Source organism: Streptomyces sp. NPDC037389 (assembly GCF_040636475.1).
Classification (GTDB): domain Bacteria; phylum Actinomycetota; class Actinomycetes; order Streptomycetales; family Streptomycetaceae; genus Streptomyces; species Streptomyces hesseae.
Map to the genome: position 1 here is coordinate 105,824 of NZ_JBEZUS010000013.1, position 25,672 is coordinate 131,495.

The following is a 25,672-nucleotide window of genomic DNA, read 5'->3' on the forward strand; positions in this document are numbered from 1 at the left end:
GCACCATGCCGCGCGGCATGGTGCGGCCCGGCGGGAGAGGCGACGGGTTCCACGATGCCGTCGACAGGGACCAGGTGAGCGTCGATCACCGTGATCACCTGCATGCCCGCCGTGCGGGCGGAGGCGATGCCGTCGGGAGCGTCGTCGATCGCGAGGCAGCGCCCCGGCGCGACGCCCAGGCGACGGGCGGCCGTGAGGAACAGCTCCGGGGCCGGCTTGCCGTGCGTGACGTCCTCGCGCGCGACGACAGTCGCGAACGCGTCCTCCAGGCCCAGGGCGTCGAGTCCCGGGCCGACGAGCAGCCGACTGGCGCCCGACGCCACGGCGCAGGGCAGCCCGGTACGGCGCGCCCGCCGCAGGAGCTTCACCCCGCACGCGATAGGGGCGATCGTATGCACCGTGGCCAGCAGATGGGCGCGGCTGCGCTGGATGATCTCCTCCTGGGGCAGTGAGCGGCCGCCGGGCAGCTCCGCCAGGAGGTCGTGGATGGACAGGCCGACGTGCCGCCTATACCAGTCGGGGTCCAGGGCGATCTTGTGCGGCTGCAGGGCCGCGCGTAGCGCGTCCTCGTGCCCGCGGGTCGTGTCGGCGAGGGTTCCGTCGAAGTCGAAGACCAAGGCCTCGACCCCTGCGGGCATAGCTGGCCCACGGCTTCCTGCAGGGCGCCCGCACGAGCAGAGCGGGAGCCGGGCCACCGTGCTCACGCTGTCTCCCCAGTGGCGCGGCGGCCGCAGCACAGGCACGCCGCGCCCGGGCCCTGCCACGGCTCCACCAGGCAGCCCAGGCTGGCGTCGGCGCCCTGGATCCACGAACGGATCTGCTCGGCGGCCTCGTACTCGTCGACGTGGCGCCGGTCCACGACCCGGTAGCGGACCGGATCGGTGGCGGCGAGGCGTTCGAAGAGCGTGCCCGCCTCACGCATGAAGTCGGCCTGCTCGCCGGAGAAGACGCACCGGTCACGCCGCTGCGCGCGCTCAAGGGCCTTCGAGGCGTCGTCGGTGACGAGGATCGTGAGGTCCGGCAACGGCCGGTAGGAGGCAGCGAGATCCAGCAGGCCGATCGCCGCCTGGAGGGCGGCATCCGGGTTGCCAGGGTGCAGCAGCAGCGCCTGGCACACCGCGGTGGTGTCCACGCTGCGCCCCTCGACGACGGCGCGCCCGCCGGACAGCGCGGGGATCACGGTGTCCAGGTCGTGCCGCTTGATGGCCAGCAGGAGCAGGGCCTCGGCCATGGGGGTGCCCCCGCGCAGGAACGGGTCCCCCGCACTGGCCTCGTACAGCGCGCGGAGCAGGGCTCCGCCCAGGCCGGGGCGTCCGTTAACCCACTCGGAGAACTCATCGAGCATGAGCGGGGGGTCGGCGACGGCTTCGACCGCGCGGTTGGTGAGGTACGTCTTGCCGACTCCGTTGAGGCCGTCGGCGGAGATCAGCGGGCCTCGGGTGCAGGGAGGGCGCACCAGTGTGATCGTCATGGGCGGCATCCGTTCGGGGACGAGGACGTGGGGAGGCCGGAGATGGCGGGCGGTGAGGGTGTTGGGGTGTCGGTCACGTGCGCCATGCGGCGGCCTCCCGGGTGATGACGCAGGCGTAGTGGTCGAGCACCTTTTCGTCGTCGTGCTCGGTGAGGACGAGAGCGAGGGTGTGGTCCAGGATCTGGGCGGCCCCGCGGCACACTGCCCGGCCGCCGCTGGCGAACATGGGCCGGGCATCGCACGGCACCAGATGGAAGCTGCCGGTAGAACTCGGCACCTCCCGCTGGGCGAGGTGCTCGGCGAACGCCCGGGGATTCGGCAGACCGATGTCCAGGAGCGGGGCGTAGTGGTTCCACGTCTCGTCCGGGGCCGGCTGGAGAGGCGTGAGGCCGCAGGCGCCGGCCAGAGCGCGGAGCACGTGCGCGGTCTGGGCGCGGCGGCGCTCCAGCAGGGCCGGGAACCTGCGCAGGTTGGCCTGGGCGAGCGCCGCGAGCGGTTCGGCCAGGCGCCCGTTGAGGGCGACCTGTTCCTGGGGGCGGCTGCCGGGCGGGGGCTGCAGCCAGTGGCTGCGGAAGGCCCGGGCGTGGGCGGCGAGGTTGCTGTCCCCGGTCAGGACGAAGCCGCCCTCGCCGCTCCAGAGGATCTTGCCGTCCTTCATGCTGAAGCACCCGGCCGCGCCGACCGTACCGGCCGTGACGCCGGCGCGCGACGTTCCAGCGGCCTGGGCGGCGTCCTCGACGATGGTGAGCCCCAGCTCCGTGGCGAACACGCGCAGGGCGGCTGGGTCGCCCATCCGGCCCCACAGGTGCACCGGGACGATCGCCTTGGTCCGGGGCGTGACCTTGGCGGCGGCGTCGGCGTAGTCCAGGTCGAGGGTGCCGGGGTCGCTGTCGACGAACACCGGGGTGGCACCGAGCAGGACGACCGGTGCGGCGGTCATGACGACGGTGAGGGCCGGTACTAGGACCTCGTCGCCCGGCCCGACACCGGCCGCGGCCAGTGCGGCGTGCAGGGCCGTCGTTCCGGAGGACACCGCGACCGCATGCCTACTGGCGAACACCGTGGTGAGGTCGTGCTCGAACCGGCTGGTGAACACGACGCCCGCAGGGGAGGGCATGCCGGCCAGCGCGGCCAGCATGCCCTCCCCGAGGCCCTCCGTCACGGGGAGCGGTGGCAGGCCGGTCACGGCGCCTCCCGGGCGAGGAGGCGGGGCATGCCGAGCACGAGCGGGCCCATGTTCACGCAGTCCCGGGAGAAATGGGAGCAGTCCGTGCACGCCGGGCGGCCGGCGAACACCACCCGCGCGTCGGCGCCGACGATGGTGCGCTGCTCGGCAGGGGCAGTGGCGGCGATCCGCCGGTCGGAAGGACAGTCCCACAGCGAGCCGTCGGGTTGGATGAAGAACAGCTGCGCCCCGCCGAAGCAGTCCGCGACCCGGCCGCTGTCCTGCGTGGCGATCGAGGCGAGGAACTGCCGCATGTAGGCGGGGCCGGGGAGGGCGAGCCCGCGAGGATCCTCCTGGAGGCGGCGCAACTGGTCTGCGACAGCGGGGACGTCCTCGGCGGTATGGCACCGCTCGGCGAAGAGCTTGTGCTCGGGGGGCAGGGAGATGGGCTGCGGGACGTAGTATTCGACGCCCACGTCGGCGGCGAGCCGGGCGGCGTCGGTGATCTCCTGGGGGCGGTCGCGCATGACCACGGTGTAGATGCCGACCCGGGGGCCGGGCTCGGAGCCGCGCTCGCTCAGCAAGGTGCGGATACCGGTCAGGACCTCGCGGTGGCCGACCCGGCCGGACCGGGAGGGCCGCAGCCGGTCGTTGACGGCCGCGTCCGCGCTGTCGAGGGACACCGAGACCCCGTCGACGCCGAGCTCGACGAGCCGCCGGGCGATGCCAGGACGGGCGAGCGGCACGCCGTTGGTCGCGACGACGACCTGGCACCCGGCTTCCTTGATCGTCTTGATGAGGCTGAGGGTGGGCAGCCAGTCCAGCGGCTCACCGCCGGCCAGGATGACCCGTTCGACCGGCGAGCCGGCCAGGGTCTGCGCGAACGCCTCCATGACGGTGCGGTCGAGGTCACGGACAGGGACGTGGGACAGCACGCCCAGGCCCTCGGGGAGGGCCTTCTTGTGCTCGTCCAGTTCCCCGAAATAGCAGTGCGGGCAGCGGAACGAGCAGGGGGAGCGCAGGGCCCACAGAAGAGTGATGTCACGAGGCACGGTCCACCTCCCGCTGCTTCCGCTGCGCCATGAGGGCGCGGACGCCGGCCTCGACGGCCTTGCCGGTCTCCTCCGGGCCGTGGCCGGTCACATCGATCACGGTGAACCGGTCCGGCTCGGCGGCGGCCAGCTCCCGGTACAACTGGTCGGTCTGCTCGATCACCTCCAGGGCGCTCGCCGGGAGGGCGCGGCCGATCCGGGCGGCGAACCGGGCCGTGCACACAGCGAGGTCGCCGGTCAGCAAAAGAGTGGCGTCCGGCATGGACCGCCACCGGCGGGCGGTGGCCAGGATCTGTTCGGCCACGGCCCGGGCGGGCGTTGCCCGGTGCTCGGCGTGCAGGATCGCCCCCTGGCACACGGCCACGCTGTCCACGCCGCGGTCCTCGACGATCACGTCGACGCCGTCCAGCCGCTCGGGGGTGAGGCGCTCGACCTCGCGGAACTTCAGCGCCAGCAGCGCCAGCGTCTCCGCGACCGGGTGCCCGGTCCGCAGACAGACATCCCCGTCCGAGGCGAGGGCGGCGATCACCCGGCCGGGCAGGGTGTCGGCGGCCTGGTCGGTCAGCTCGTCCAACCGCAGACACCGCGAGCCGAGCGAGGCGGCCGTCGCGCGGACGGCGGTGGTCTTCCCGACCCCGTTGATGCCCTCCACGCTCACCCACAGCGGCCTGCGGCGCTCCCCAGCGCGGCGGGGTCGGGGAACTGTGATGGTCATGCCGGCCTCCGGCACACGAACAGCAGCTCGGTCGCCCGGTCGGGCACGGCGACGGACGACACCGTGTCCAGCAGCGCCTTCGGCACCCGGGCGGCCAGGTCGCGGTACCAGGCGACCGCGCCGGTCCCGTACCGCTCGGCGAGCTCGGCGGCCACCTCCTCCGGCTCGGGCGGCAGCAGCCCCATCACGTCATCCACGACCAGGCCGGCGTCCTCGACCGCGCCGGTGACCTCCTCGCGCGACCACTCGTACACGTGGACCCGGTACTGCAGCGGGCGCGGCGGCGGCCCGAACGCCTGCGGCGTGGACAGGAATAGCCGCCCCCCAGGGGCCAGCGCGGCCGCTGCAGCGCGCAGGCTCATCACGCCGAGCTCGTACGGCAGGTGTTCCAGCGCCGAGGTGTACAAGGCGACGTCGAACGGCGGCAGCTGCGGCCACGGGCCGGACACGTCGCACTCAACGAACTCGACGGGGAACAGGGATCCGTACTCCTTGCGCAGGCCGGCGAGCCTCGTGCGGGCTTCGGAGAGGTTGTCCGGGCTGATGTCGAGGCCGACGTAGCGGCCGATCTTCGGCGCGTACCGGTGCAGCAGCGGCAGGGCCAGCCCGCGCCCGCAGCACACATCGAGCACGCTGGCGCCGTCCGTGCACCGCTCGGCGGCGATGAGGTGCTGCATCAGGTTCATCAGGCCCGACGGCTTCGCCTCGCCGCGGGCTAAGGCGGCGAAGAAGTCGTCCATCTGGTTGGTGCTGTACGGGCCGATCATCGGTGTGCCCGGCCGGGTACGGTACTGCTCGTCCCGTTCAGCGCTCATGCTGTACCTCCCAAGGGAAAACGACCCAGGTGTCCGTCAGCGAGGCGATGTAGTCGATGACGCGGTGGGGCTCGCCCTCCTGCGCCCAGTTGGCCCGGTTCACGGTGAGGACCGCGGTGCGTACCCGGGCAGTGCCGAGGCCGCGGAGCATGCCCACCGTGTGGGCGAGGGTTGCGCCGCTGCCGGCGATGTCGTCGACGACCAGCACGTCCAGGCCCGCCAGGTCGCCGAGTGAGGCGGGGTTGCGGGCGGTGGGCAGCGTGGTCTTGGCGGCGTTGATGCTGTCGTTGGTGGTGTGGGTGACCTCGACGGTCCGCACGTCGCGGACACCAAGCCGATGAGCGATCCACACGGCCGGGATCAGGCCGCCGCGCACGATGCCCACCACGGCCTGCGGCGCCCCCGCGGCCGCCACCTGTCCGGCGAGGGCCTGTGTTGAGGCGCTGATGTCGTCCCACGTCAGGTGCAGGGGGCCGGTCCGGTCTTTGCCCGGGGGCGTCGATGACGCCGACGGCGTGACCATCTTCCCCACCTCCTCCTTGGGTTCTGTCACCGATCCGGCTTCAGGCCACCGCGTTCCACTGATCGGTGGCGAGGGCGAGGAACTGCTGGGAGAGCACCGAGTCGCTGGCGAACCGGCCGCCAGCTTGTAGCGAGCTGGTGCGGGCAGCCTCCATCCGCACACCGCGCATGCTCATGCACAGGTGCGTGCCGCGGACGGCTACGGCCACGTTGTCGCTGCCGATCACGCCGGCGATCTCTTCGGCGACCTGCCGGGTGAACCGCTCCTGGACCTGAAGGCGGCCGGCGTGCCGCTGTGCGATACGGCCGAACTTCGACAAGCCCACGACCTCGCCCACAGGCACGTATCCGGCGGAGACCTGGAGGTTCATGGGCAGCAGATGGTGCTCGCACAGCGACCACACGCTCATGCCGCCCACCACGACCAACTGGCCGCTTAGATGCGACTCGGTGAAGCACGTCGCGGTCGCGGCGCCATCGGGGGACAAGAAAGCGTCCCACCAGCCGGCGACCCGCTGAGGAGTGCCAGCCAGGCCCTCGCGATCGGGGTCCTCGCCCAGCTCGACCAGGAGCTGGGCGATCAGGCCGGCGACCCTACCGGTGTCAATGCGCGCAGCGGGCGGATCGGGCTCGGGTACCGCGCTCCTCTCGGCGGCCTTGGGGCTGGCGGTGACGGTACTCGTCATGAGTTTCTCCTCGCTTCCGAGGAAAGGAGAGAAGGAAAGGGAGAGAGCCAGCGGTGGATGCGGTCAGCGGCCGCGCTCGTCCCCCCAGAGCAGCACGTGCAACCGGGGACTGACGTTCCAGCCTCGCTCGATCGCGGCGTCGGCAAGCGCGCGCATCCCGCTCGTGACAGCCGCCGCAGTGGTGGCCTGCGGCATGACCCACACCGGATCCAGGCCATACCGCTCCTGCAAGGCGGCGAGTTCGTCTACGTCCTGCGGACCATCGAGGACGAACTTGAACACCGCCCGGCCGGTGGCCTGGAACGCGGCGAGGACCTCAGGCCGTATCCGGCGCCGCTCCGGCATACCCATGTGAGCCAGCTTCGGTGAGACGACGTAGAGCGCGACGTGCTCGTCGAAGGCATCGACGGGCGTGATGGTGCCGTTGGTCTCGACCTCGATACGCCGCCCCGCCGCAGTCAGAAGGGCAGCCGCCGGTGCGAGCCGGGCCTGTTGCATCATCGGCTCGCCACCAGTGATGATCACCAGCTTCCCGTCATGCCGGAGGATCTCGGCGGCGACGTCCAGGGCGGGCGCGCGGCGCGTCTGCTCGGACCGGGAGAAACGGGACCAGTCCCACGAGTACGGCGTGTCGCAAGAGTTGCAGGCGAGATTGCAGCCACCCGTGCGCAGGAACGACGCGACCTGCCCGGCCGAAGGACCCTCGCCCTGAATGGTGGGGCCGAACACTTCGCAAAGCAGCACACCGCGCCCCGACGCGCCAGCTGGTGGCCGTGACGTGGCCGTCATACCGGCGCTCCCGGCTCGAATTCGGCCCAGGTGCTCTCCGTCTCCGACACCCGGATGGCGAGGGGCCGCCCTGACAGGTCCCGCACTCCGTGCTCGGCCAGCCACCCGGTCAGGTGCGCGGCGAGAAGCTCGGAGGTCGGGTTCACACCGACCACGTCATTGAGCGCTTTCTGGTGGAAGGCGGACATCACATAGGCCCGCAGATCGCCGGGAACCGGCAGCAGCGTGCCGGACCGGTCCGGCACGGTGACGAGGTAGGCGTGCCCGTGCTGACGTGCGCACTTGTGTCCGGCCGGCAGACCGCGTAGCCAGTGCCGGGCCCGAAAGCCCACGGCCCGCGGCGCGAGCGGCGTGGCGCAGCGGCCGGTGAGAATCCGCACGCCACTGAGGCGCGCGCGGGCTGAGCTGGGCAGGTTGCCCGATGCCCAGTGATGGAGGTAGTCCGCGATTGCGTCGTCGCTTGCGTCGGGCAGGACAGTATCGAGGTCGCGGTGGTCGAGGACCGCGTCGATGTGCTCCTGAAGCCCGGCGAGCTCACCGAAGTCACAGACGAAGCCCGTCTCGGTCAGCTCGCGCGCCGTCAGGACGATTTCCGCGGTGAGAGAGTCGCTGGAGTCCACGCCGGCGACCGTCCGGGCAGCATCGAATCGGACCCGCTTGCCGATGGTGTACGTACCGCTCATCGGTCCCCCTCGGGCACGGCGGCACCGACCGGCTGGATGACCGGGCAAGCAGAGGCAACCTGCCAGCACGGCACACGGTGCCGCCTCACCCCGGCGCCCGGTACATCCAAGGGAACCGGGCGTCGAGGCGGAGCTGCTGGACGGTAGAGGGGCTGTCGAACCATCGTGCACCTCTCTGGATATCGGAAGCCGAATGGGTGCAGACCGTGCAGGGCCCGGCGCCGAGCTCCCGGCAGACCGCCGACAGCGCACGACGTCGCTGGAACGATCGAGTATCGCGCAACTGTCAGTGCCCCGACAGGAGTTGGTGGTAGTCCCGGCGGTGGTCCCGGCTGGATCACGGCTACGCTCAGCACACGCACTGCTGATTGGATGGCGGAGTGGCTGAGAACACCCACCCCCTGGCACTGGCACGGGCGGCCCGCGGGATGACCGGCGTCGGCCTCGCCCGCGAGATCCGTGCCGCAGCCGAACGCCACGGCGTGCGGTCGGGCGTGGACAAGCAACGCGTCCGCAAATGGGAAGTCGGCGGCGTCACCCCCGACGAAGACTCCCAGCTCTACATCGCCGAGGCCCTCGGCATCCCGGCCCGGGACGTCGCTCCGAACACCTGGCCCAGCTGGCTGCCCGACGTCGGCGTGATTCCGCTCGGCCCCCACAGCACTGTGCCAGCACTGCGAGAGGCGCTGAGAGCAACCATGGACCAATCCCGCCGCACCATTGTGACCGCCATCTCCGGAACCGCCCTGATGACCCTGGCCAGTTCCTGGGCGACCACCGACACCTGGGCACAAGCCACCGAGCATGCCCACGGCAAAATAATCGGGCAGGAGCTCCTCGTGCTGCTCGAGGAGACCAGCGCACAGCTGACCACACTCGCCACAAGGGACCGCCAGCACACCGCGCCCTTGCTGGACGCCCTCCTGACGACCGTGACGGACCTCATCGCCGACGGGCGCTACTCGCGGCCGCTCGGCCTTCGCCTGCACGCCTTGGCCGCCAGCCTGTCCCAGACCATCGCATGGCACCGCTTCGACCACGGCCTGCACAGCAAAGCCAGCCAGTTCTGGATCGCCGGACTCCACAGCGCCCACGCCAGCGGAGACCGCGACATGGGAGCCAACCTCCTCGGCGACCTCGCCTACCAGGCATCCTGGCGCAACGATCCACGGACAGCCGCCCACATCCTGGAACGCGCTCTCACCCGCGCCCACCACCCGGCAGCCCAGTCGCTGCTCCAGCTGCGCCTGGCTCGCGCCCTGGCCGCGCAAGGCGAGCGGCGGGCGACCCTGCGAGCCCTGGGGGCAGCCGAACACCTTCTCGGCCGAGCCTCGGGCGAGCCCATGCCGGCCTGGTGCTCCTGGATGTCGGAGGCCGACCTCGCCGTCGACTCCGGGCAGAGCCTCCTCGACCTGGGCGAGCACCGCCGTGCACACCAGCTCATCCGGGAAGGCCAGGCCCTCCTGCCGCCAAGTCGCGACAAAACCCGCGGGGTCTTCCTCGCCTACCAAGCCCAAAGTCACCTTGACCTCGGCGAGCCCGACCTCGCCGCCGCCGCGGCGATCAAATCCCTGGACCTGGCACAACGCATCGGTGCCCCCAGATGCGTGGAACTCGTGCGGGGTCTCCTGCCGCGCTTCGAGGCCCATGCGCAGGTGCAAGGCGTTCCTCAACTGCTGGCCAAGGCCGCGGTCTGACCAGCCCAGCACCTCGCGCCCGAGACAGGAGCCTTCCTGGAAGCACCAGCCAGTGCCAGCGCCTGCCGAACGCACAGGACACCCAGCCGTTCCCGCCGAGTCGCTGCCGCGCGGCGTCAAATCACCGAGACCTGGCCGACCGTGAACGGCCCCCTTCAACCGCCCGGCCTCGGCGCGCCGTACCCGCAGGGCCGCGAGAGACTCCTGGGAAGTGGAGCAGGCGCGAGATGCCTGCTGAGAGCCGGGGAACCAGATGGCCGGGGTCGCGCGCCACGGCCGCTTCCTGCCCCTGACGACCGCATCGTCGTCGAAGAGCCCGGGGAAACCTTCGGGCTGCCGGTCTGGCCGCACGGACCTGCGTCGAACGGTCCCTCGACCCGCGCGGCGGTCGGGGGAATGAGGGCGGGCTCGCCAGTAGCCGACAAGTGCGATGCAGCCCCCGCATCCTGCGGGGCTACTGGCCGCCAGCGCGGTGGGCGACGCCGAGCTCATGGCCGGCCGAGATCCACAGGCACGACTGCCGGGGCGGCCGGGCAGTTGTGGCGCGTGTAGATCGCGAGCTCCCAGGCGCGCCGGACACAGTGGGCCGCATTACGTGCTGCGAGCTTGTCGAGCAGCCGTTTATTGACGGCTGTCAGGTGGCGGGCGGGGCAGCGGAGAGTCTCGGCCAGCTCGAGCAGCGTGCCGCCGGTGGCGTGGGCGGCGAGGACCGCGCGCTCCTCCTCGTCGAGGACCGGGGGCTGTTCGGCCTTCGTGCCTCGTGGCAGGGGCAGCGGGTAGTCGGGATACCGGTAGACGGCGTGCAGCAGCGCGGGCGTACGCCCTCCCGACTCCATGATCTTGTCAGCTCCGTCCAGGACGTTTTGCACCGCGTGCCGCCTTCCGCCCAAGAGCGTCGAGGCCCCGCGGTGCGTGTGCCCGAGAGAGATCAGTGTGAGCGCGGCGCGCTGAATGGGCTTGAGCACCGTGGCGGTACGCAACTCCTCCAGCTCAACGTTGGACACCTGGCCGTACAGGGACGCGAAGACGTCACCGACGCCGGTGCCGTTGGTGCGAAGTGGAGCGGATTGAGTGGGCACGTGGGACCTCTTTCGTTCGGTGGAGCCATGGGCCGGAGAGAGGCGGGTGGGGCAGTGGCCGGCTACTGGTGGTGGGCTTCGCGGTCGGCGATCAGGTGGTGGACTGGGCTGGAGAGCAGGGTGAGGCCGACGGCGGTGCCGACTCCCAGCGGGTTCTTCCCGTGCTGGTGAGAGGTGGCGAATCGGCTGCCGTCCGGTTGGAAGATGACGCCGCGCAGGGACAGCTGCCCGTCGGTCCGGGTGGTGCAGTATCCGGCTGCCGGCGCGTGCCCTGCTGCCAGCAGGACGCACCGCAGCACTCGTTCGGCTTCGATCTCCAGGCGGGTGCGGGTGTCATCGAGTCGCCCGACGATCTCGATCGTGGTTTCGTCGTCGTTGCGGCACTGCAGTGCGGTCGCGGCGGCTCCCAGAGGAGGACACAGGCGCTCCACGGGCAGCACCTCGCTGATCCGGTGCTCCTGGCCGAGCAGGTCCAGGGCGTGGGAGGAGAGGACCAGGGCGTCGACCTCGCCGGCCTCCAGTGCTTGAAGGCGCTGCTCGACGGTCCCCAGGAGGGGCATCACTTTCAGGTGCGGGTGGCTGCCGGCCAGGTACGCGGCGCGCCGTACCGAACTCGTACCGATGACGGTGCTGCGGGCGAGGTCGTCGAGAGGCAGACCACCGGGGTGCACGAGCGCGTCACGGATGTCCCCGCGGCGCGGATAGGCGCCGACCACCGTTCCCCTACGGATCAGGGGAGTGGCGGGTATGTCCTTGGCGTGCCGCACGGCCACGTCGCAGCGCCCCTCCAGGAGGGCCTGTTCGACAGCGGACGTCCCCCTCCGGCGCGCGCGGGCCATGACGGGGACGGGGATGACTGTGGCGGTCACCGGCGGGCGCAGTCTTTCCAGGGCGGCCCGGACGCGCTCGGCCTTGGCCAGGGCCAGCGGCTTATCATGCGCGCCGATACGAATGCGTGTAGGCACGTGGCTCTCCCGGGGGTTCATGGGCGGGGCACGGAGGGCCAGGGCTGAGCGCCGGGGCGCGGTCGTCGGGTGAAAGAGAGCAGCCGTATATCGCTCTCCGCGCCGGGGCCGGGAAGGCCGACGGCGCGCCGTCGCTCGGACAGCCCGGACGGGTCGGTGACGGGGTAGAGGCTGACCTGGCCGTCGTCGTGCAGCACCCACTGGGTGCCGTAGATCTGTGGCTCGCGTCCTTCGTGCATCAGCAGCCGGTCACGCAGGTAGGCCGTGTGCCGGGCCGGGGCGTCGCCGGCCTGGACGGCGTCCGTCAGCAGGGCCTGCGCGTCACGCTGGAGGACGATGTGCCGGTCGCACATCATCACGATCCACCACGCCGCCTCGGTACCGACCTCGCCCACCAGGCGCAGCCCGGGCCAGCCGTGGGCGGCGAAGACCTGCTGAAGCTCGCGGGCGCTGCGCTGCTCGAAGCGCAGGAGTTCGCGGATTTCGTGCTCGGTGGGGACAGTGCCGGTCAGGGTGCGGGCGGCGAGCCCTTCGCTGTGCAGACGACAGAGCGTGGACAGAATGTCCAGGCGCGGGCAGGGCCAGGAGCGGAAACGGGACGGCACAAGAGCGGCTTCTTCCTATCAGGACCTTGTCACGGAACGGGACATGGCGGGGTGGACAGGGCACCGGGTCAGCGATGAGCGGCCACCGCCGTCTGGCGTGGTCGGCAGGGAGCGGCGGTCAGGCGTAGGCGCTCGAACTGGCGGCCCGCGCTGCCGGCCAGGCAGGCCGTCCCCGCCAGACGCCCGGCGCGGGTGAAGAGCCACCGCACCGGGTCGCCGTCCGGCAGCCGGTACAGGCGGCCGGGTAGGCGGGCCTGGGGGTAGTGGTGGGCGAGCCGGGCGAGCAGTCGCCCGCGCCACCAGGCCCGCGCCAGCACGGTCCGCAGGGTGAGGCCGGTGGGCTTGGCGTCCCGGTGGACGACCGCGTCGGGCACCGCTTGCACGAAGCCGTTCTTCGCCCATAGGCGGGTGGCGAGTTCGGGTGCCCCGCACCGATGGTGGCGCCGGTCGGCGCCGGCGTGGGCCTCGTCGAACTGCAAGGGAGTGATGCTCTTGCGGAATCCGAGGTTGCAGCCCGCGGCCTCCCACGGCCGTTCCACCTCCTCGGGCACCGACGGCCAGCGCGTGGAGCCGGCCAGATCGAGCAGCGCCTTGGGCAGCCGGGTCCCCGGCAGCTCGGCGTCGGTGACCGTCACCTGGCCGCAGACCAGGTCCGCGCCCCCGTGCGTCAGCGCGGTCACCATCGCGCGGACCCAGCCCGCGGACGGCCGGGCGTCCGGGTCGGTGATCAGAACGACTTCCCCGGTGGCCACGCCGATTCCGACGTTGCGGGCCCGCGACAGCCCCGCGTCCGGCTCGTGCACCACACGAACCGCAAGCCGCGACCCGGCCAGGCCGAGCTGCTCGAGCGCCGGCTTGCCGTGGGTGTCCACCGCGACGAGCTCGATCAGCCCCCGGTAATCCTGGGCCATCAGCGCCTTGAGCAGACGGAGCAGATGGGAGGCGTCCTCCCGCACGGCGACCACGACGCTGACCAGCGGCGGCACCGCCGTCTCCCCGTTCATGGCTTGAAGGCGATGACGGCGTAGGCGGCGGAGGACACACCGCTGCCCGGGGCGCTCCTGCGGCCGTGGCCCCAGCTCGCGGTCGGCATCACCCCGCCCTTGCTCAAGTGCCATCCCTCGCAGAACGCCTCCACCTCCTGCCGGGTGCGCAGCCGCACGGGCATCCCGGCAGCGGTGGCGGCCGCCGCGGCCGTCACGTGCCGGGGGTGGAGGTCGCCGGTGGGGTGCGTGATCGACAGCGCGCTCCCGCCGGCCAGCATGGCCTTGAGTGCGGTGAGAGGGGTGGTGGGGTCCGGTGTCAGGTGCAGGGTGTGGTGCAGCAGGACCGCGACTGGCCTGGTGAAGTCCAGCACCTCACGGGCCTGGACCCCGGCCAGAGCGGCAGGCTCGGCCACGCCCGCGCGAACAAACCCGACCCGGCCGGGCGCGGGAACACGCCCGGCCGCGCGGGCGTGCTCGAGCGCGACGAGGTCGGTGTCCGCGTACACGACGCGGGGCGGCCCGTAGCGGCCGACGACCTGGTGAACATACGGTCGTCGCGGGTAGCCGCAGCCGATGACGAGGACCTGGCGGATCCCGTGCTGGGCAGCCAGATAGGTCAGGGCCAGCTCGCGGTGCCGGTGATCGATCTGCGCCGCCGTGCGAGCCCGTGGGTCCGCCAACAGCAGGAGATCGGCCATTTCCCGGTCGGCGGACAGGTGGTGATGGCCGCCCAGCAGGAAGTCGTGGACGCGAGCCGGGCTCGCCGCACCGTCGGCCTCGAGAAGCGGGCTCAGAACGGATCGCACGACGGAGGCGTTCTCGGGCCCGGGCGCAGAGGGGGGTGGGGTGGTCAGGGGGTCGGTCACGGTGGCGTCTCCGGATCGGGCCGGGGGGGAAGGGGGCTGCGCCGGTGGTTCGGGCCCCGCTCCCCGGACGGGCGGGACTTGGGTCTTCCAGGCAGCGAGGCGTGCGCGCTCGTCGGGAGCGCGGGCACGGCGGAGGCAGCGCGTGGACGGCGGGGGCAGGAGGCCCGCGCACGGGCCGGAGGCCGTAGCCCGGCGATACGTTTTCGCACAGCCCGTGTCCGTACGGCTCAGGCCTGTCGTGGTCGTGGCTGGTCGCGGTCATGTCGGCACCGCCTCGGAGAAGAAACCCCGGGGCAGACGGAAGCGGGCTGCGCCCTCGGCCCGCAGGAACAGCCGCGGCCCGGTGAACGCACACCGCCCGGTCGCCCACCGGGCGTTGTCGACCAGGACACCCTGGCCGTGCCGGAGCGCGAGAATCTGCTGGTGCCGACGCAGGGCGCCGCGCAGCACCGGCAGGTACGGCTGGGCGGGGGCATTCCAGCGCACCGTCCCGTCCTGGCACAGCCGTAACGCGTAGTGGCGATATCCGGCCTGGGCGAAGAGGGCAGCTTCGTGACGGCCGAAGAGGGCCGCCTGCTGATCCAGAAATGCGCGGGCGGTATCGGGCCGGTGTCGGCACAGGTCGGCGAAGAGGGCTTTGCCATCGACCAGCACGGTCTCCCCGCCCGCGTGCCCCGGATCGATACAGACCATAAGGACCAGCCGGGGCGGTGCGACGTGATCGGCACGACGGGTGTGGACATCGACGGCCGCGCGGGTCAGCTCGGCCTGGCCGGCCAGGTGCGCGTGCTCACCGGTATCCCGCACCTCGTGCAAACCCGACGGTCCCGCGCCTTCGTAGGCGGCCCAGTGCATCACCCGGTCCGCTAATGAGGTGATGCCCTGCGGGGACGTGAGCCCGCTCAGGGTCACCAGCCCCGACTTCCGCAACTGGTCGGTGATGAGCCCGGTGGCCCGCGACTGCTGAAGGTCGGCTTCGTACTGGGCGAACAGGTCGCCGGGGGAGAGGGGTTCCGAGGGGGCGTTCACTGGGCTGCCTCGCCGGGCCAGGACAGCAGGGCCCACGTGCCCCTGCCCCCGTGGGGTAATTCGCGCCAGGACCACATGTCGGCCACCGCGTTGACGATGAACAGGCCCCGGCCGCAGACGGCGTCGTCCGCCACGACCCGCCGCACGGCGGGCGCGGAGACCGGGCTCCCTCCGTCCTCGACCTCGATGAGGAGGGCGCCGGCAGCCTCCGAAGCGGTCAGCGCGATGTCATGCCGGGATGCGTGGCGCAGCGCGTTGGTCAGCAGCTCACTGGCGACCAGCTCCGCTGACCCGATGTCGTCTTCACTGCCGTTGCCCCAGCTGGCCAGGGTCTCTCTCAGCGTGTGCCGGGCGCCGGCGACGGCTCGCTCGTGCGGTGCCACCCCAATGGCCACTCGGTGACGGACAGCGAGCCGCGGCCGCTCCACGGGGGAGACAGTCTTCGGAGCGGTCTGTCTGACTGCGATTCCCATGATCATCTCGCTCTGTCGGTCCGATGCTGTCAAGGGTTTGAGACAGGGGGATCAGCTGCGTGAAAGGCCACTAGGCGAGGGCCTGCGCCGCCGTGGCCAGCAGGTTCCGGGCGGCCGTCGTGCGCAGCCACTCGATCGCGTCCACGACGCCTTCCGCGACGTGGGCCGGCTGGGGATCCTCGGGGCCGAGCCGGCGGCCGTGGGAGACCCACACCGGGATGAGCCGGGCCGCGAGCGCACCATGAACGTCAGCGTGGAGGTCATCCCCGACGACGTAGGCCGTGACGTCCCGGGCACCGAGGTCGTCGAGCGCGAGACGGAAGAGAGCGGGATCCGGCTTGCGAAGCCCGATCTCGGAGGAAATCACCACCCCTCTGGGGAAGAACCGGGTCAGCCGGGCCTGGTGCAGCTTGGTCCGCTGGGCGACGGCCTCCCCGTTGGTCACCAGCCCCATGAGCCAGCCCTCCCCGACGAGCCGGTCCAGGGCATCGCACACCTCGGGCCGGAACGGGACAAGCTCGGCGGTGCGGCGACGGTAGGCCGCTTGCATGCTGAGCACGGACCGGTCGATGCCGAAGGTGCGCTGCACCTCGTCGAAGAAGGCGGCCCGCCGCCCCGCCCACCGCTCCTCGGCCTCCACAAGCCAGCGCACAGGCACGCCCGACTCCTGGGCGAAGCCCTGCGCCCACTGGGCGAAGGCAGCGCGGTGACAGGTCAACGTGTCGTCGAGATCGAACAAGACGATCTTGCTGAGAGCGGGCATGCGGCGGCTCCAGGGCGCGGGTGGGAGTGTCTGGGGGAGCGGCGGGGGCGGCCCGCCGCATGGGCAGGACCCTCGCTGCTCAGCCGGAAGCGCGCTGGCGCGGCGAGCCGCTGCCCTTCGCCTCGGGTACGGCTCCCGGGTGCTCACTCGCCAGGGCCTCCCTGACCTGCCCCGCCAGGGAGGTCAACGTGAACCCGAGGTCTTCGAGATAGGCCTTGCGGCTGGCATACAGCTCGACCACGTGCTGCTCGTCGGCCTTGCAGACCAGGACGTACCCGCGCTCGGTCTCGATACAGATGCGGCCGGCTTCAGCAGCACCGTGGCGCTGGGCCACCTGCGACGCCGCAGCGGCCAGAACACTCACCGCGGCCGCCCGATGGTCCGCAGCCGCGGACCGCGCCTTGTGATCGTGTGCGTCGAGGTCGGCGGACGGCGACGCGAAGCCGCTCTCACAACACAGGAAACCGTCCAGGGTCGCCACGAGCACACCCTGGAGACCGGCCACGGACTGCATGCAGAGGTCCAGACGATCCTGAACCATGGCGAAGCTGTTCATAACGGAACCTCGTCCTTGCGACTGGGCGGCGGGGAGGGCGCCAATCCCCGCGAAGAAGGCGCTGGTCGTGCGCTGCGCGCGGCGGCGAACCGAGGCACCCGATGCGGCATCCCGCGGATGGGGCAAGAGTCTGGAGGCCGCGTTGGTCTCGATGGATCGCTGCGGCGATATCGCTACAGCGATATGGGATTGCGAATAGGCTCTGGGTATCAGACAGTTGGGGTCCACAGCCGTAGGGGCGGGTGCTGCCATGAAATCGTCGGGTCGCACATGTGGTCAGTGCGGGAACGCGCTGAGCCAGTACAACCCCGACTCCTTGTGCGCCTCCTGCTTCCGCACGCCTGCCACGCCCGGTATCCCGGACAGGGCCTGGCGCGACGACCAGGTCCTCCGGGCCCTGGCAGCCTGGGATTTCGGTGAGCTCCTACGGCTCGTGCGCCTCCGGTCGGGTGTCTCGCAGATGACCGTGCGCTCCCTGACGGGCCTGACCCAGTCGTTCATCTCCGACCTGGAGAACGGCCGGAAGAACCTCGGAGGCCGCGATGCCATCGTCGATCTCCTCAACGGGCTCGGCCTGCCGGCGGACCTTCGCCCCGTGCTCCTCACCCCCTTCACCGGACCGGAATTGGCGCCGCCGTCGGGCGCCCTTGACCCCGTGCTGCCGTGGACACCGGACCGTATGGTGACGTCACTGGAACTGGCTGTCGGAGGTGCCATGAAACGCCGCAGTGTGCTGGCCGCTCTGGGCGGGGCCGCACTCACCCAATACGTCCTGCAATCGGCCATTGCCCCCGCTGAGGCCATCGCCTCGGCCCCCGCCGACGGAACACCGGTGACCACCCCGCTCCTGGACTCCCTCCAGGCCACGACCAACGCCCTCCGGCAGACGGACGCCAGCAGCGGAAGCGGAACCCTCGCCGGCACCGCCATGAGGCACCTGAAGGTCCTGCTCGGACTGATGAAACGCGGCACCTACGACGACGCGACAGGCCGCCGACTCGCAGCGGTCACCGCGGACACAGCCGCCCAGACCGGCTGGTACACCTTCGACAGCGGAGCACACGCGGCAGCCCAGCGCCTCTTCCTGGGAGCCCTGCGAGCGGCCCACGCCTCAGGCGACCCCCGCCTCACCGCCGCCGCCCTGTCCTTCCTGGCCATCCACAGCTACTCCACCGGAAACCCCCGCGACGCGATCACCGCCGCCCGAACCGCACGCACCAACATCAGCGGCCAGGACTCCCCCACACTGCACGCCATGCTCCTGACACGCCAAGCCCGGGGATACGCCCGCCTGCGCGACGAACGCAACGCCCTCGCCGCCCTCGACCAAGCGGAGACGCTACGCACCCAGGGCCCCGGCGAACACGACCCGCACTGGCTCTACTGGATCAACGAAGGCGAGATCCTCGGACAGACCGGCAGCTGCTACCTGGAGCTCGGCCGCCCCGTCGAAGCGGCCGAAGCCTTCGGCGCCGCCCGCGGAACCCTCAACCGGGACGACATCCGAACCCGCGCCCAGTTCCTCTCCCGCGCGGCAATGGCACACATGCACGCCGGCGACGCCGACACCGGATGCGCCACCGGACACGAAGTCCTCACTCTGGTGAGCGGGATCCGATCCGCCCGCCTGGACGAACACCTGCACTCCATGCTCCACGAAGCCCAACGCTTCGCATCAACGCCCCCGGCCCGCGCCCTCCTGGAACGCGGCCGGACCGTCATGACGGAACGCGCAACCTCATGATCCTGGTGCTCTGGGACATCGACCGAACCCTCCTCTACGTCGGCGACACCGACCGGCTCGTCTACCGCGAGGTCTTCGAGGAAATCATCGGCTGGCCGCCGCAGGCACTGCCGCAAAGGGGCACCGGAGTCACGATGCCGCTCGCCGTCCGCGAACTCCTCTCCGCCAACGGCATACCCGCCGATGAACGAGACCGCCTCGTCGCGCGATTCCTCGAGAAAATGCCCATGAAGCTCAACCACTACCGGGAGAAACTACGCACAGACGGACGCCTGATGCCCGGCGCGGCGGCCGCGCTCCAAGCAGTCCGCAACGCCCCCCATCTCATTCCGACGGTGGTCACCGGCAACCTCCGGGACAGCGCACGCATCAAACTGGAGGCACTCGGCCTCGCACGCCACATCGACCTGACGGTCGGAGGATACGGCTCCGACGATCCGCACCGGCCGGCACTGGTGCCCCTCGCACAACACCGCGCTGCAGCGGCATACGCAAACATGTTCACGCGCCAGAACACCGTCATCATCGGGGACTCCCTCCAAGACGTCCGCACAGGGATCGAGGGAGGCGCCAGAGTCATCGGCGTCGCATCCGGGACGACCTCCGCCGAACACCTGGAACGCGAGGGAGCCGATCACGTCATTCCCGACCTGACCGATGTAGGCCAGCTCCTCCGGCTGATCGAATGCGGGGGGCCTTGAACGCCCCACAACCTGTCGGTTGGCGGGCGAGGAAGGAGCTCGGGCGGGGCATGGCTGCCGCGGCGGCCGGCCCCCGGCGAGTCGGTACACCCACCGGCGGCGCCAAGGGCGGGACACCAAGCCAGGCTGATCCCGAGCTCGCCACACTGATGGCTGCCGTCCACGCAGAGGCTGGCAGGGCCCGCCGAGACCTCGAAGAGGCAAAAGCGCAGATCAGACTCCTGGAGTGGCAACTCCTCCGTCTGCAGCGCACACGTGCGGCTCTGATCTCCCGCGTCGGGCTGGCCCGGTATGAGGTCGGCTGAACGGCGGCGATGTCGCCGAGCCGGCCGACGTCGTCTGCGACATCCCGGCCACGCACGCCGAGCAGGTGCCCGGCGAGTCCTACGCGGGGGTGCCGATCCACAGGCACCCCGCCGTGATCTTCCGGGCCCGGACCGGCCGCAAAGCCCCCGCACCGCCGTCGGCCCAGCCAATAGGGCGGCAGTGCGAACGAGGTCTGAGGCACACTCGTCAGGTGATCGTTTTGCAACCTGTTCTGGAGATCTGCACCCCCGACGGCTTCGCCCTCTGGCCGGTCGCCGAGTTCGAGCCGTACGGCTTCCTGCCACTCAGCGGTGCGCTCCACTCGGCTGAAGTCGGCACGGCGGTCATGCGCATCGCCGACTGCAACAACACCGATGCCGAGGACGACGACCGCCCGCCGCGGCCCGCCGACCCGCTCGGATCCTTCCTGCACGGACTGCTCACCATGGACGACCTCTTCGCGGCCGGCGGCCTGCGGGTCACCGACACCGCCACCGGTACCACCCTCCTGCCCGGCTGCTGCAACGGACTGGAAGAGTGGCGCGACTGGCTTGAGGTCCTTGACGGCGACGGCTGGGCCTCCTTCGGGCACGACCCCTCTCCGCTCGCCGAACGCCTCGGCGACACAGCCCGACTGACCGTCGACGCCGAACAGGACAACAGCCCGGTGATCACACTCCCCCTCCCCGAGTTGCGCCGTCTGCTCGGCGCGGTGGAGCGCGACCTGGCCGACTTCCTCCATCTGGCTACCGGCTGGGCAGCACAGCACCTCCCTGACCACGCCACCTTGGTCATCACAGCCCTTGCACGCGCTTTGGACCTGCCCGCACCAGCTGTACCGCCGAAGCGGTAGTCCGAGGGCCCTGATCAAATACCCGGCTGGCAGGCGGGTTGCATGGTCCACAGTCGCAACGGAACGCCGGATGGGCCACGCGACCGGCACCGTGAACGCGACGGCGGCCGCGCACTTCCTTCACACGGTCAACCTCTGACAGGCGACGGCTGCCCTGCCATCCCATCAAGGCATGGACATACTTGAGTAGACCATCATGATTGAACCCACATCAGCACTCATCGCAGACGCCGGTGCATCCAGCCGGCGCCCGGCGCGGAGCCGCGTGCGCCACGGCAGTCCTTCCTGCGCTGACTACGGATGCCGGCGTGCCGAGTGTCTGCGCGCCGCCCGCAGAGCCCGCTCCCGCCGTGAGGGCGAACGGGCTGCAGGCCGACCGTCCCACGTCGGCTCCGCGCCGGCGGCTGCTCACGTGACCCTGCTGCGCGAGGCCGGTATGTCCGCCGGCGACATCGCGGCATGCTCCGGCGTCGCCGACACACTCGTCCGCAGGCTCCTGCGGCCGGAGGAGGAACGACGGCCGCGCAGGATTCTCCGTCCCACGGAAGAGGCGCTGCTCGGCATAGCCGTTCCCAGTGCGCGGACAGGCCCTCGCGTGCCCGGCCGGACGCCGGCTGCCGACGCGGCAGTGCGTATCCAGCAGCTTGCGCAACGCGGCTGGCCCGCCACCTACCTGGCCCGGCAGCTCGGCACAAGCGTCCACACGCTCTCGGATATCCGCAACCAGCGCCGCCGCCACATCAACCTGCGTCTGGAGCAGATGATCCGCCTGCTGCACCGCGACCTCATGAAAACGACCCCGGCCAACCGTGAAATCCCCACCAGCCACGTTCATCGGGCCCGGGCAGCCGCGTCCCGTACCGCGAGCCGTGTGACCGTCTTCAACGCCCTCGACGAGAACGGGCTGACCTTCGCCCTGCCGACGAGCGGTCCTACGCGCTCTACTGACGTAGTCGCAATTCAGGCGCCGCCACCACAGCAACCGCGGCGGCCTGCCTTGCTCACCACTGTCCAGATCGGTAATCAGCTGGTCAACCCTGCAGGACTTTCTTACGGTGGGGCCATGACCCGACTGCCCCTCCCGGTCTCCGGTGTGTGCGTCCGAGTGAAAATGAATGTGGGTGCCTGCGGGCCCTACGCGCATATCGTCGCGGACTTCGAACCGCCCGGTGCCGGTGTCAAAGAGCTGGAGCTTCTCAACACCCTGGCTTCGAGCAAGCTGCCCTCTGAGTACCTGCCCGCTCTTCGCGAGGGCCTGCTGGAAGGTCTGGACGGAATCGTTGCCAGCGTTCTGATCACGGACGGCACCTTTCACGAAGTGGACTCCTCGGAACTCGGATACCGCATCGCCGGTGCACAAGCAGGCAGAGCCGCGCTCATCGCCGCCGGCCTACTGCCGAAAGAAGCCGCCGCCGGCCTACGATGGGCAACCTGGCCCGACAAACCACGACCTGAGCACCGGACAGGGGAGCGCCCGCGAACGTAGCGGCGACGCCAGTAGTGGCGGGAAGCCCAGCCGGAATACGCATGGCGTGAGTCGTGGGGGAGCGGCAGCCGGTCGGCTGGCCACCTCGCCCCAGTCATCCGAGCAGGGCACCTCGTGGAAACATGGGCCCGGCGCCCAGGCGGGTCGTGATGCACATGATCGCCCGAGCGTTGACACCGTGTGCCTGCCGGTCGGCTTCAGCCGACCACGGTGCTTCACTGCGACCCCCGGCAGTCTCCGCCGGGGGTCGCTACGGACCGGTCGACGAGACCGGAACCGCGCCCCGGACCGACTTCACCCACCACGTCGATGGCATCATGCTCGAGCTGATCGCCGCCGGCACCTGGCTGACCGTCTTTGGTTTCCCCTCGTACACGCCCGGCCTCAATCCCGCCGAAGGCGTGTGGGCGCGCCTGAAGCACAGCCTGGGCAACCTCGTCCCGTGCACGCTCGACGAACTCGCCGCACTGGCCCGCGCCCGCCTGAAACGGATGCAATACCAGCCCGCCTGTTCGACGGATTCATTGTCCAGAGCGGACTGATTCCCGCAACCGCCAGCGCTGAAAGGACTTCCGTGGCATCTGCCGCACCGTGTCTGCGGGGACACGGTTGCCCGGCCGAAGTGGTTCACATGTAGTCGAAGTAGCGGTGCCACCACATGGTCTGCCAGTCCTCCAGGTTCCCCCCGTCGTACCGCTCTCTCAGCACGTGCCCGGGGACGTAGATGCAGCCGAGTTCGGCCGAGACGGCTGCGATCTGGTCCCGATCCTCCTCATGCAGCCGTTCGACGGCCTGGGCGCCATCCCGTGCGAGGCCGCCGGCGCCCGCCGTGATCAAGGAGCCGAAGTTGCTGAGGCGGACGATCACCTGTTCCCCGCTCCGCGTAGCCGCGGAGGGCAGCACGACAGCGCCGTGGAAGGAGGCATCCTGCACTCCACGATCGACTTCGCAGAAGCACTGGAACCGCTCTTCGAGCAGCCGGACGAGCCCCTCGAACAGGCAGGAAGCCGCCTGTCTCGCGTCGCCGCCCGGGGAATCGATGGCCTGCGGGTCGTCCAGCTCTCGCAGAATGCCCCGCAGGCGGTCGTCGTCGTAGATCACGGACTAATTCTCACGCACCCACCGCAAGCACCGTCATCACCCCGAGCCGAAAACCTTAGTAGCACCGGGTGCGCGGCCGCACAGGCTCCGTTCTCCCCAGAGGCCGGCCAGGGCATGCTGTGCTGAGCTGCGGGGTTGCCATGTCGAGTGAGAACGCTCGGCGTGGGAATCTCAGTGCACCTGGCTTCTGCGGAATTCGGGGGTGGGCTGCGAGCCGAGTCGTCGCAGGACCTTCAGGAGGAACCTGGCCCGCTGGGCGTCTGGAACGCGCGAGCTGTGCAGACGTTCTGGTGGAGCGGGTCCTGCCGGGCCGAGGCTGGTGCGGATCCGCGCGAACCGTCACCTGAGCTCGGCGGTCGTTGCCATCTTGACACCTGACGCCGATGTACGGGTGCCCGTTCTCCCTGTCGCCGGCTGTTCGCTGAAGCGCCGGGTGGCCAGAGTCCCGGGCGACCGTCACCGCGCGCACAGCCGGTCCAGGGATGCGAGGCTCTCCTGGTCCGCGGCGCGGTAGACCAGCAGCCGCAGCTCCGGGTCCTCCAGCGGGAGCAGGACCTCGAAATCGACGGCGATCGCCCCGACAGCCGGGTGCCGCAGCAGCTTGCGGCCGCGGCCGTTCACGCGGACCTCCCGCTCGGCCCACAGGCGCGCGAAATCCTCGTCCTGTGCGATGAATTCGGCGACCAGGCCGGCCAGTGCCCGGTCCTGCGGGTGGGCGGCCCAGGCCGCGCGCAGATGGGCGACACCGTCGCGCAGCACGGACTCTCGGTCGGCGTAGAAGCCGCGCATCGGCGGGTGCAGCAGGCAGAGCCACATGGCATTGCGCCGCTCCGGCGGCACGGCGTCGAAGTCCGGTAGCAGCCGGGCCATTTCGGGGTTCCATGCCAGCAGGTCGTAGCGGTGGTCCATCAGTACGGCGGGCAGCGGGGAGAGGTCGTCGACCAGGCGGGCCAGCGACGGCGCCGGGCCGGCGGCTGCCCCGCCGCCGGTGCTGCCGGGGCGGCGGCGTCCGGCCAGGTCGAAGAGGTAGTCGCGTTCGCCGGGCGCCAGCCGCAGAGCCAGGGCCAGCGCCGCCAGCACCTCCGCGGAGGGCCGCAGCCCCCGGCCCTGCTCCAGCCGGACCACGTAGTCGGTGCTGACCCCGGCCAGCTCCGCGACCTCCTCGCGGCGCAGTCCGGGCGTCCGCCGGGCCCGCCGGTGCGCGGGCAGGCCCAGCCGCTCCGGGTCCAACCGTTCGCGCCTGCTGCGCAGGAAGGCGGCCAGTTCCTCGGTGGTGTCCACGGTTCGTGTCGTCATGACCGGTCCAACCGCCAGGGTAGGACCGGCCTTCCCAGGAAGTTCCCTCCCTTATCCGGGGACGGCCACCGCCGCAGACTCGGTCCCGGCAACGGAACGCGAGCACACGCGAGCACAGGAGGACCTGATGGCACTGGCATTGGACGACTACCGGCTGCTGGGCCGCTCGGGACTGCGGGTTTCACCGCTGGCCCTGGGCACCGCGACCTTCGGCACCGAATGGGGCTGGGGCGCCGAACGGGCCGAGGCCCGCAAGCTGTTCGACCGCTACGTCGGGCTCGGCGGCAACCTCCTCGACACCGCCGACACCTACACCGACGGCAGCTCCGAGCGCCTGCTCGGCGAGTTCGCCCGTGAGAAGCGCGAACGCCTTGTGCTGGCGACCAAGTACTCGACGCTGCGCCGCCCCGGCGACCCGAACTCCGGGGGCGGGCACCGCAAGGCGCTGTTCGGCTCGGTGGAGGGCAGCCTGCGGCGGCTGGCCACCGACTACCTCGACCTGCTGTACCTGCACGTCTGGGACTTCCGGACGCCGGTCGAGGAGGTGCTGCGCGGCCTGGACGACCTGGTCCGGCAGGGCAAGGTGCTGTACGTGGCGATCTCCAACACCCCGGCCTGGCAGGTGTCCCGGATGCAGGCGATCGCCGACCTGCGCGGCTGGTCGCCGCTGGTCGCGCTGCAGCTCGAGTACAGCCTGATCGAACGCACCGCGGAGCGCGACCTGATCCCGATGGCCCGGGAACTGGGCCTGGGCGTGGTCCCGTACTCGCCGCTCGGCGGCGGGGTGCTCAGCGGCAAGTACGGTCGGCAGGACGTGGGCGCGACGGGCGCCGGCCCCGACGGGAGCACCCGTCGGAGCCACAACCTCGCCCTGGGCACCCTCACCGAACGAAGCCTCGGCGTGGCCGGAGTGGTCCGGGAGTTGGCCGGGGAGCTGGGGCACACCCCGGCCCAGGTGGCGCTGGCCTGGACGCTACGGAAGCCGGGCGTGACGAGCACGCTGCTCGGCGCCCGCACCCCCGCCCAGTTGGAGGACAACCTGGGCGCTCTGACGGTCGAGCTGACGGGCACCCAGCTGGCCCGGCTCGACGCGGCGGGCGCGATCGACCTCGGCCAGCCGCACGAGCTGCTGGCGAGCGAGCCCATCCGCCGGGTGACCACCGGCGACCTACGGATCGAGACCCGCCCCGGACGCCCCGCCCGCTGCCGCGGGGGCCGCCGTCGGGGTACGCGACGGGGGCGCCCCCGCCGGGGGGCGAACGCCGACG

28 protein-coding genes are annotated in these 25,672 nt (G+C 71.1%); 7 read left to right on the top strand and 21 right to left on the bottom strand.

Features of this window, described 5'->3' with window-relative positions; genetic code table 11:
• The 10 genes from AB0E98_RS26530 to AB0E98_RS26575 all read right to left on the bottom strand — a co-directional run.
• The coding region (locus AB0E98_RS26530; protein WP_361707144.1) for an HAD family phosphatase at nucleotides 1-638 on the bottom strand (638 nt) is incomplete at its 3' end.
• A gap of 62 nt (nucleotides 639-700) precedes the next feature.
• Nucleotides 701-1,471: a thymidylate kinase gene (locus AB0E98_RS26535; protein WP_361707147.1), complete on the bottom strand. Its 771-nt coding sequence runs from the start codon at nucleotides 1,469-1,471 to the stop codon at nucleotides 701-703.
• A gap of 73 nt (nucleotides 1,472-1,544) precedes the next feature.
• On the bottom strand, nucleotides 1,545-2,657 hold the full coding sequence (locus tag AB0E98_RS26540) for a DegT/DnrJ/EryC1/StrS family aminotransferase (RefSeq protein ID WP_361707149.1): 1,113 nt from the start codon (nucleotides 2,655-2,657) through the stop codon (nucleotides 1,545-1,547).
• Entirely contained in the window at nucleotides 2,654-3,688 is a 1,035-nt protein-coding gene (locus tag AB0E98_RS26545) for a radical SAM protein (protein WP_361707152.1), read from the bottom strand. Before AB0E98_RS26545 ends, AB0E98_RS26540 begins: the two co-directional genes overlap by 4 nt.
• The gene (locus AB0E98_RS26550; protein WP_361707155.1) at nucleotides 3,678-4,403 is read right to left on the bottom strand and encodes a thymidylate kinase; all 726 of its coding nucleotides are present in this window, start codon (nucleotides 4,401-4,403) and stop codon (nucleotides 3,678-3,680) included. Before AB0E98_RS26550 ends, AB0E98_RS26545 begins: the two co-directional genes overlap by 11 nt.
• A complete protein-coding gene (locus tag AB0E98_RS26555; RefSeq protein WP_361707158.1) occupies nucleotides 4,400-5,218 on the bottom strand; it encodes a class I SAM-dependent methyltransferase in 819 nt (272 codons plus the stop codon). Before AB0E98_RS26555 ends, AB0E98_RS26550 begins: the two co-directional genes overlap by 4 nt.
• A complete protein-coding gene (locus AB0E98_RS26560; protein WP_361707159.1) occupies nucleotides 5,208-5,771 on the bottom strand; it encodes a phosphoribosyltransferase family protein in 564 nt (187 codons plus the stop codon). The genes AB0E98_RS26555 and AB0E98_RS26560 overlap by 11 nt, the downstream gene beginning before the upstream one ends.
• A gap of 10 nt (nucleotides 5,772-5,781) precedes the next feature.
• Nucleotides 5,782-6,426, bottom strand: a complete 645-nt coding sequence (locus tag AB0E98_RS26565) for a GTP cyclohydrolase I (RefSeq protein ID WP_361707162.1) — start codon at nucleotides 6,424-6,426, stop codon at nucleotides 5,782-5,784.
• A 63-nt stretch (nucleotides 6,427-6,489) separates the two neighbouring features.
• The gene (locus AB0E98_RS26570; protein WP_361707165.1) at nucleotides 6,490-7,215 is read right to left on the bottom strand and encodes a 7-carboxy-7-deazaguanine synthase QueE; all 726 of its coding nucleotides are present in this window, start codon (nucleotides 7,213-7,215) and stop codon (nucleotides 6,490-6,492) included.
• Nucleotides 7,212-7,898: a 6-carboxytetrahydropterin synthase gene (locus AB0E98_RS26575; protein WP_361707168.1), complete on the bottom strand. Its 687-nt coding sequence runs from the start codon at nucleotides 7,896-7,898 to the stop codon at nucleotides 7,212-7,214. The genes AB0E98_RS26570 and AB0E98_RS26575 overlap by 4 nt, the downstream gene beginning before the upstream one ends.
• A 380-nt stretch (nucleotides 7,899-8,278) precedes the next feature.
• On the opposite strand from AB0E98_RS26575, the gene AB0E98_RS26580 reads away from it, so the two are divergent.
• Entirely contained in the window at nucleotides 8,279-9,595 is a 1,317-nt protein-coding gene (locus AB0E98_RS26580) for a helix-turn-helix transcriptional regulator (RefSeq protein WP_361707170.1), read from the top strand.
• 488 nt (nucleotides 9,596-10,083) lie between these two features.
• On the opposite strand, the gene AB0E98_RS26585 is transcribed toward AB0E98_RS26580, so the two are convergent.
• The 9 genes from AB0E98_RS26585 to AB0E98_RS26625 all read right to left on the bottom strand — a co-directional run bounded on the left by AB0E98_RS26585 (nucleotide 10,084) and on the right by AB0E98_RS26625 (nucleotide 16,917).
• Nucleotides 10,084-10,674 (bottom strand): hypothetical protein, encoded by a 591-nt coding sequence (locus tag AB0E98_RS26585; protein WP_361707173.1) that lies wholly within the window; start codon nucleotides 10,672-10,674, stop codon nucleotides 10,084-10,086.
• 62 nt (nucleotides 10,675-10,736) lie between these two features.
• Nucleotides 10,737-11,639 carry a hydroxymethylbilane synthase gene (gene hemC, locus AB0E98_RS26590; RefSeq protein WP_361707175.1) on the bottom strand — a complete coding sequence of 301 codons (903 nt, stop codon included), beginning with the start codon at nucleotides 11,637-11,639 and terminating at the stop codon, nucleotides 10,737-10,739.
• 17 nt (nucleotides 11,640-11,656) lie between these two features.
• Nucleotides 11,657-12,244 (bottom strand): DUF6624 domain-containing protein, encoded by a 588-nt coding sequence (locus AB0E98_RS26595; protein ID WP_361707178.1) that lies wholly within the window; start codon nucleotides 12,242-12,244, stop codon nucleotides 11,657-11,659.
• A gap of 68 nt (nucleotides 12,245-12,312) precedes the next feature.
• A complete protein-coding gene (locus tag AB0E98_RS26600; RefSeq protein ID WP_361707180.1) occupies nucleotides 12,313-13,248 on the bottom strand; it encodes a glycosyltransferase in 936 nt (311 codons plus the stop codon).
• The gene (locus tag AB0E98_RS26605; RefSeq protein WP_361707182.1) at nucleotides 13,245-14,036 is read right to left on the bottom strand and encodes an SAM-dependent methyltransferase; all 792 of its coding nucleotides are present in this window, start codon (nucleotides 14,034-14,036) and stop codon (nucleotides 13,245-13,247) included. Before AB0E98_RS26605 ends, AB0E98_RS26600 begins: the two co-directional genes overlap by 4 nt.
• A 318-nt stretch (nucleotides 14,037-14,354) precedes the next feature.
• The gene (locus tag AB0E98_RS26610; protein WP_361707184.1) at nucleotides 14,355-15,125 is read right to left on the bottom strand and encodes a TauD/TfdA family dioxygenase; all 771 of its coding nucleotides are present in this window, start codon (nucleotides 15,123-15,125) and stop codon (nucleotides 14,355-14,357) included.
• Nucleotides 15,122-15,520, bottom strand: coding sequence for an ATP-binding protein (locus AB0E98_RS26615; RefSeq protein WP_361707186.1), 399 nt, complete (start codon nucleotides 15,518-15,520; stop codon nucleotides 15,122-15,124). Before AB0E98_RS26615 ends, AB0E98_RS26610 begins: the two co-directional genes overlap by 4 nt.
• 148 nt (nucleotides 15,521-15,668) lie before the next feature.
• The gene (locus AB0E98_RS26620) at nucleotides 15,669-16,361 is read right to left on the bottom strand and encodes an HAD family hydrolase (protein WP_361707188.1); all 693 of its coding nucleotides are present in this window, start codon (nucleotides 16,359-16,361) and stop codon (nucleotides 15,669-15,671) included.
• 79 nt (nucleotides 16,362-16,440) lie between these two features.
• Nucleotides 16,441-16,917: a roadblock/LC7 domain-containing protein gene (locus tag AB0E98_RS26625; RefSeq protein WP_361707191.1), complete on the bottom strand. Its 477-nt coding sequence runs from the start codon at nucleotides 16,915-16,917 to the stop codon at nucleotides 16,441-16,443.
• A 250-nt stretch (nucleotides 16,918-17,167) separates the two neighbouring features.
• Between AB0E98_RS26625 and AB0E98_RS26630 the strand changes: the two genes are divergently transcribed.
• The 5 genes from AB0E98_RS26630 (at nucleotide 17,168) to AB0E98_RS26650 (ending at nucleotide 22,549) form a co-directional block, all read left to right on the top strand.
• The gene (locus AB0E98_RS26630; protein WP_361707193.1) at nucleotides 17,168-18,661 is read left to right on the top strand and encodes a helix-turn-helix transcriptional regulator; all 1,494 of its coding nucleotides are present in this window, start codon (nucleotides 17,168-17,170) and stop codon (nucleotides 18,659-18,661) included.
• Nucleotides 18,658-19,362: a haloacid dehalogenase-like hydrolase gene (locus AB0E98_RS26635; RefSeq protein ID WP_361707196.1), complete on the top strand. Its 705-nt coding sequence runs from the start codon at nucleotides 18,658-18,660 to the stop codon at nucleotides 19,360-19,362. Before AB0E98_RS26630 ends, AB0E98_RS26635 begins: the two co-directional genes overlap by 4 nt.
• Nucleotides 19,363-19,879: 517 nt before the next feature.
• Complete coding sequence (locus AB0E98_RS26640; protein WP_361707199.1) at nucleotides 19,880-20,521, top strand: hypothetical protein; 642 nt, start codon at nucleotides 19,880-19,882, stop codon at nucleotides 20,519-20,521.
• A 412-nt stretch (nucleotides 20,522-20,933) separates the two neighbouring features.
• A complete protein-coding gene (locus tag AB0E98_RS26645) occupies nucleotides 20,934-22,007 on the top strand; it encodes a hypothetical protein (protein WP_361707201.1) in 1,074 nt (357 codons plus the stop codon).
• A gap of 317 nt (nucleotides 22,008-22,324) precedes the next feature.
• Nucleotides 22,325-22,549 (top strand): transposase, encoded by a 225-nt coding sequence (locus AB0E98_RS26650; RefSeq protein WP_361707203.1) that lies wholly within the window; start codon nucleotides 22,325-22,327, stop codon nucleotides 22,547-22,549.
• A gap of 85 nt (nucleotides 22,550-22,634) precedes the next feature.
• Here AB0E98_RS26650 and AB0E98_RS26655 read toward each other — a convergent pair whose 3' ends face one another.
• Both AB0E98_RS26655 and AB0E98_RS26660 read right to left on the bottom strand, forming a co-directional pair.
• Nucleotides 22,635-23,108, bottom strand: a complete 474-nt coding sequence (locus AB0E98_RS26655) for a hypothetical protein (RefSeq protein ID WP_361707206.1) — start codon at nucleotides 23,106-23,108, stop codon at nucleotides 22,635-22,637.
• Nucleotides 23,109-23,564: 456 nt separating this feature from the next.
• Complete coding sequence (locus tag AB0E98_RS26660) at nucleotides 23,565-24,404, bottom strand: helix-turn-helix transcriptional regulator (RefSeq protein WP_361707207.1); 840 nt, start codon at nucleotides 24,402-24,404, stop codon at nucleotides 23,565-23,567.
• 127 nt (nucleotides 24,405-24,531) lie between these two features.
• Here AB0E98_RS26660 and AB0E98_RS26665 point away from each other — a divergent pair.
• The coding region (locus AB0E98_RS26665) for an aldo/keto reductase (RefSeq protein ID WP_361707208.1) at nucleotides 24,532-25,672 on the top strand (1,141 nt) is incomplete at its 3' end.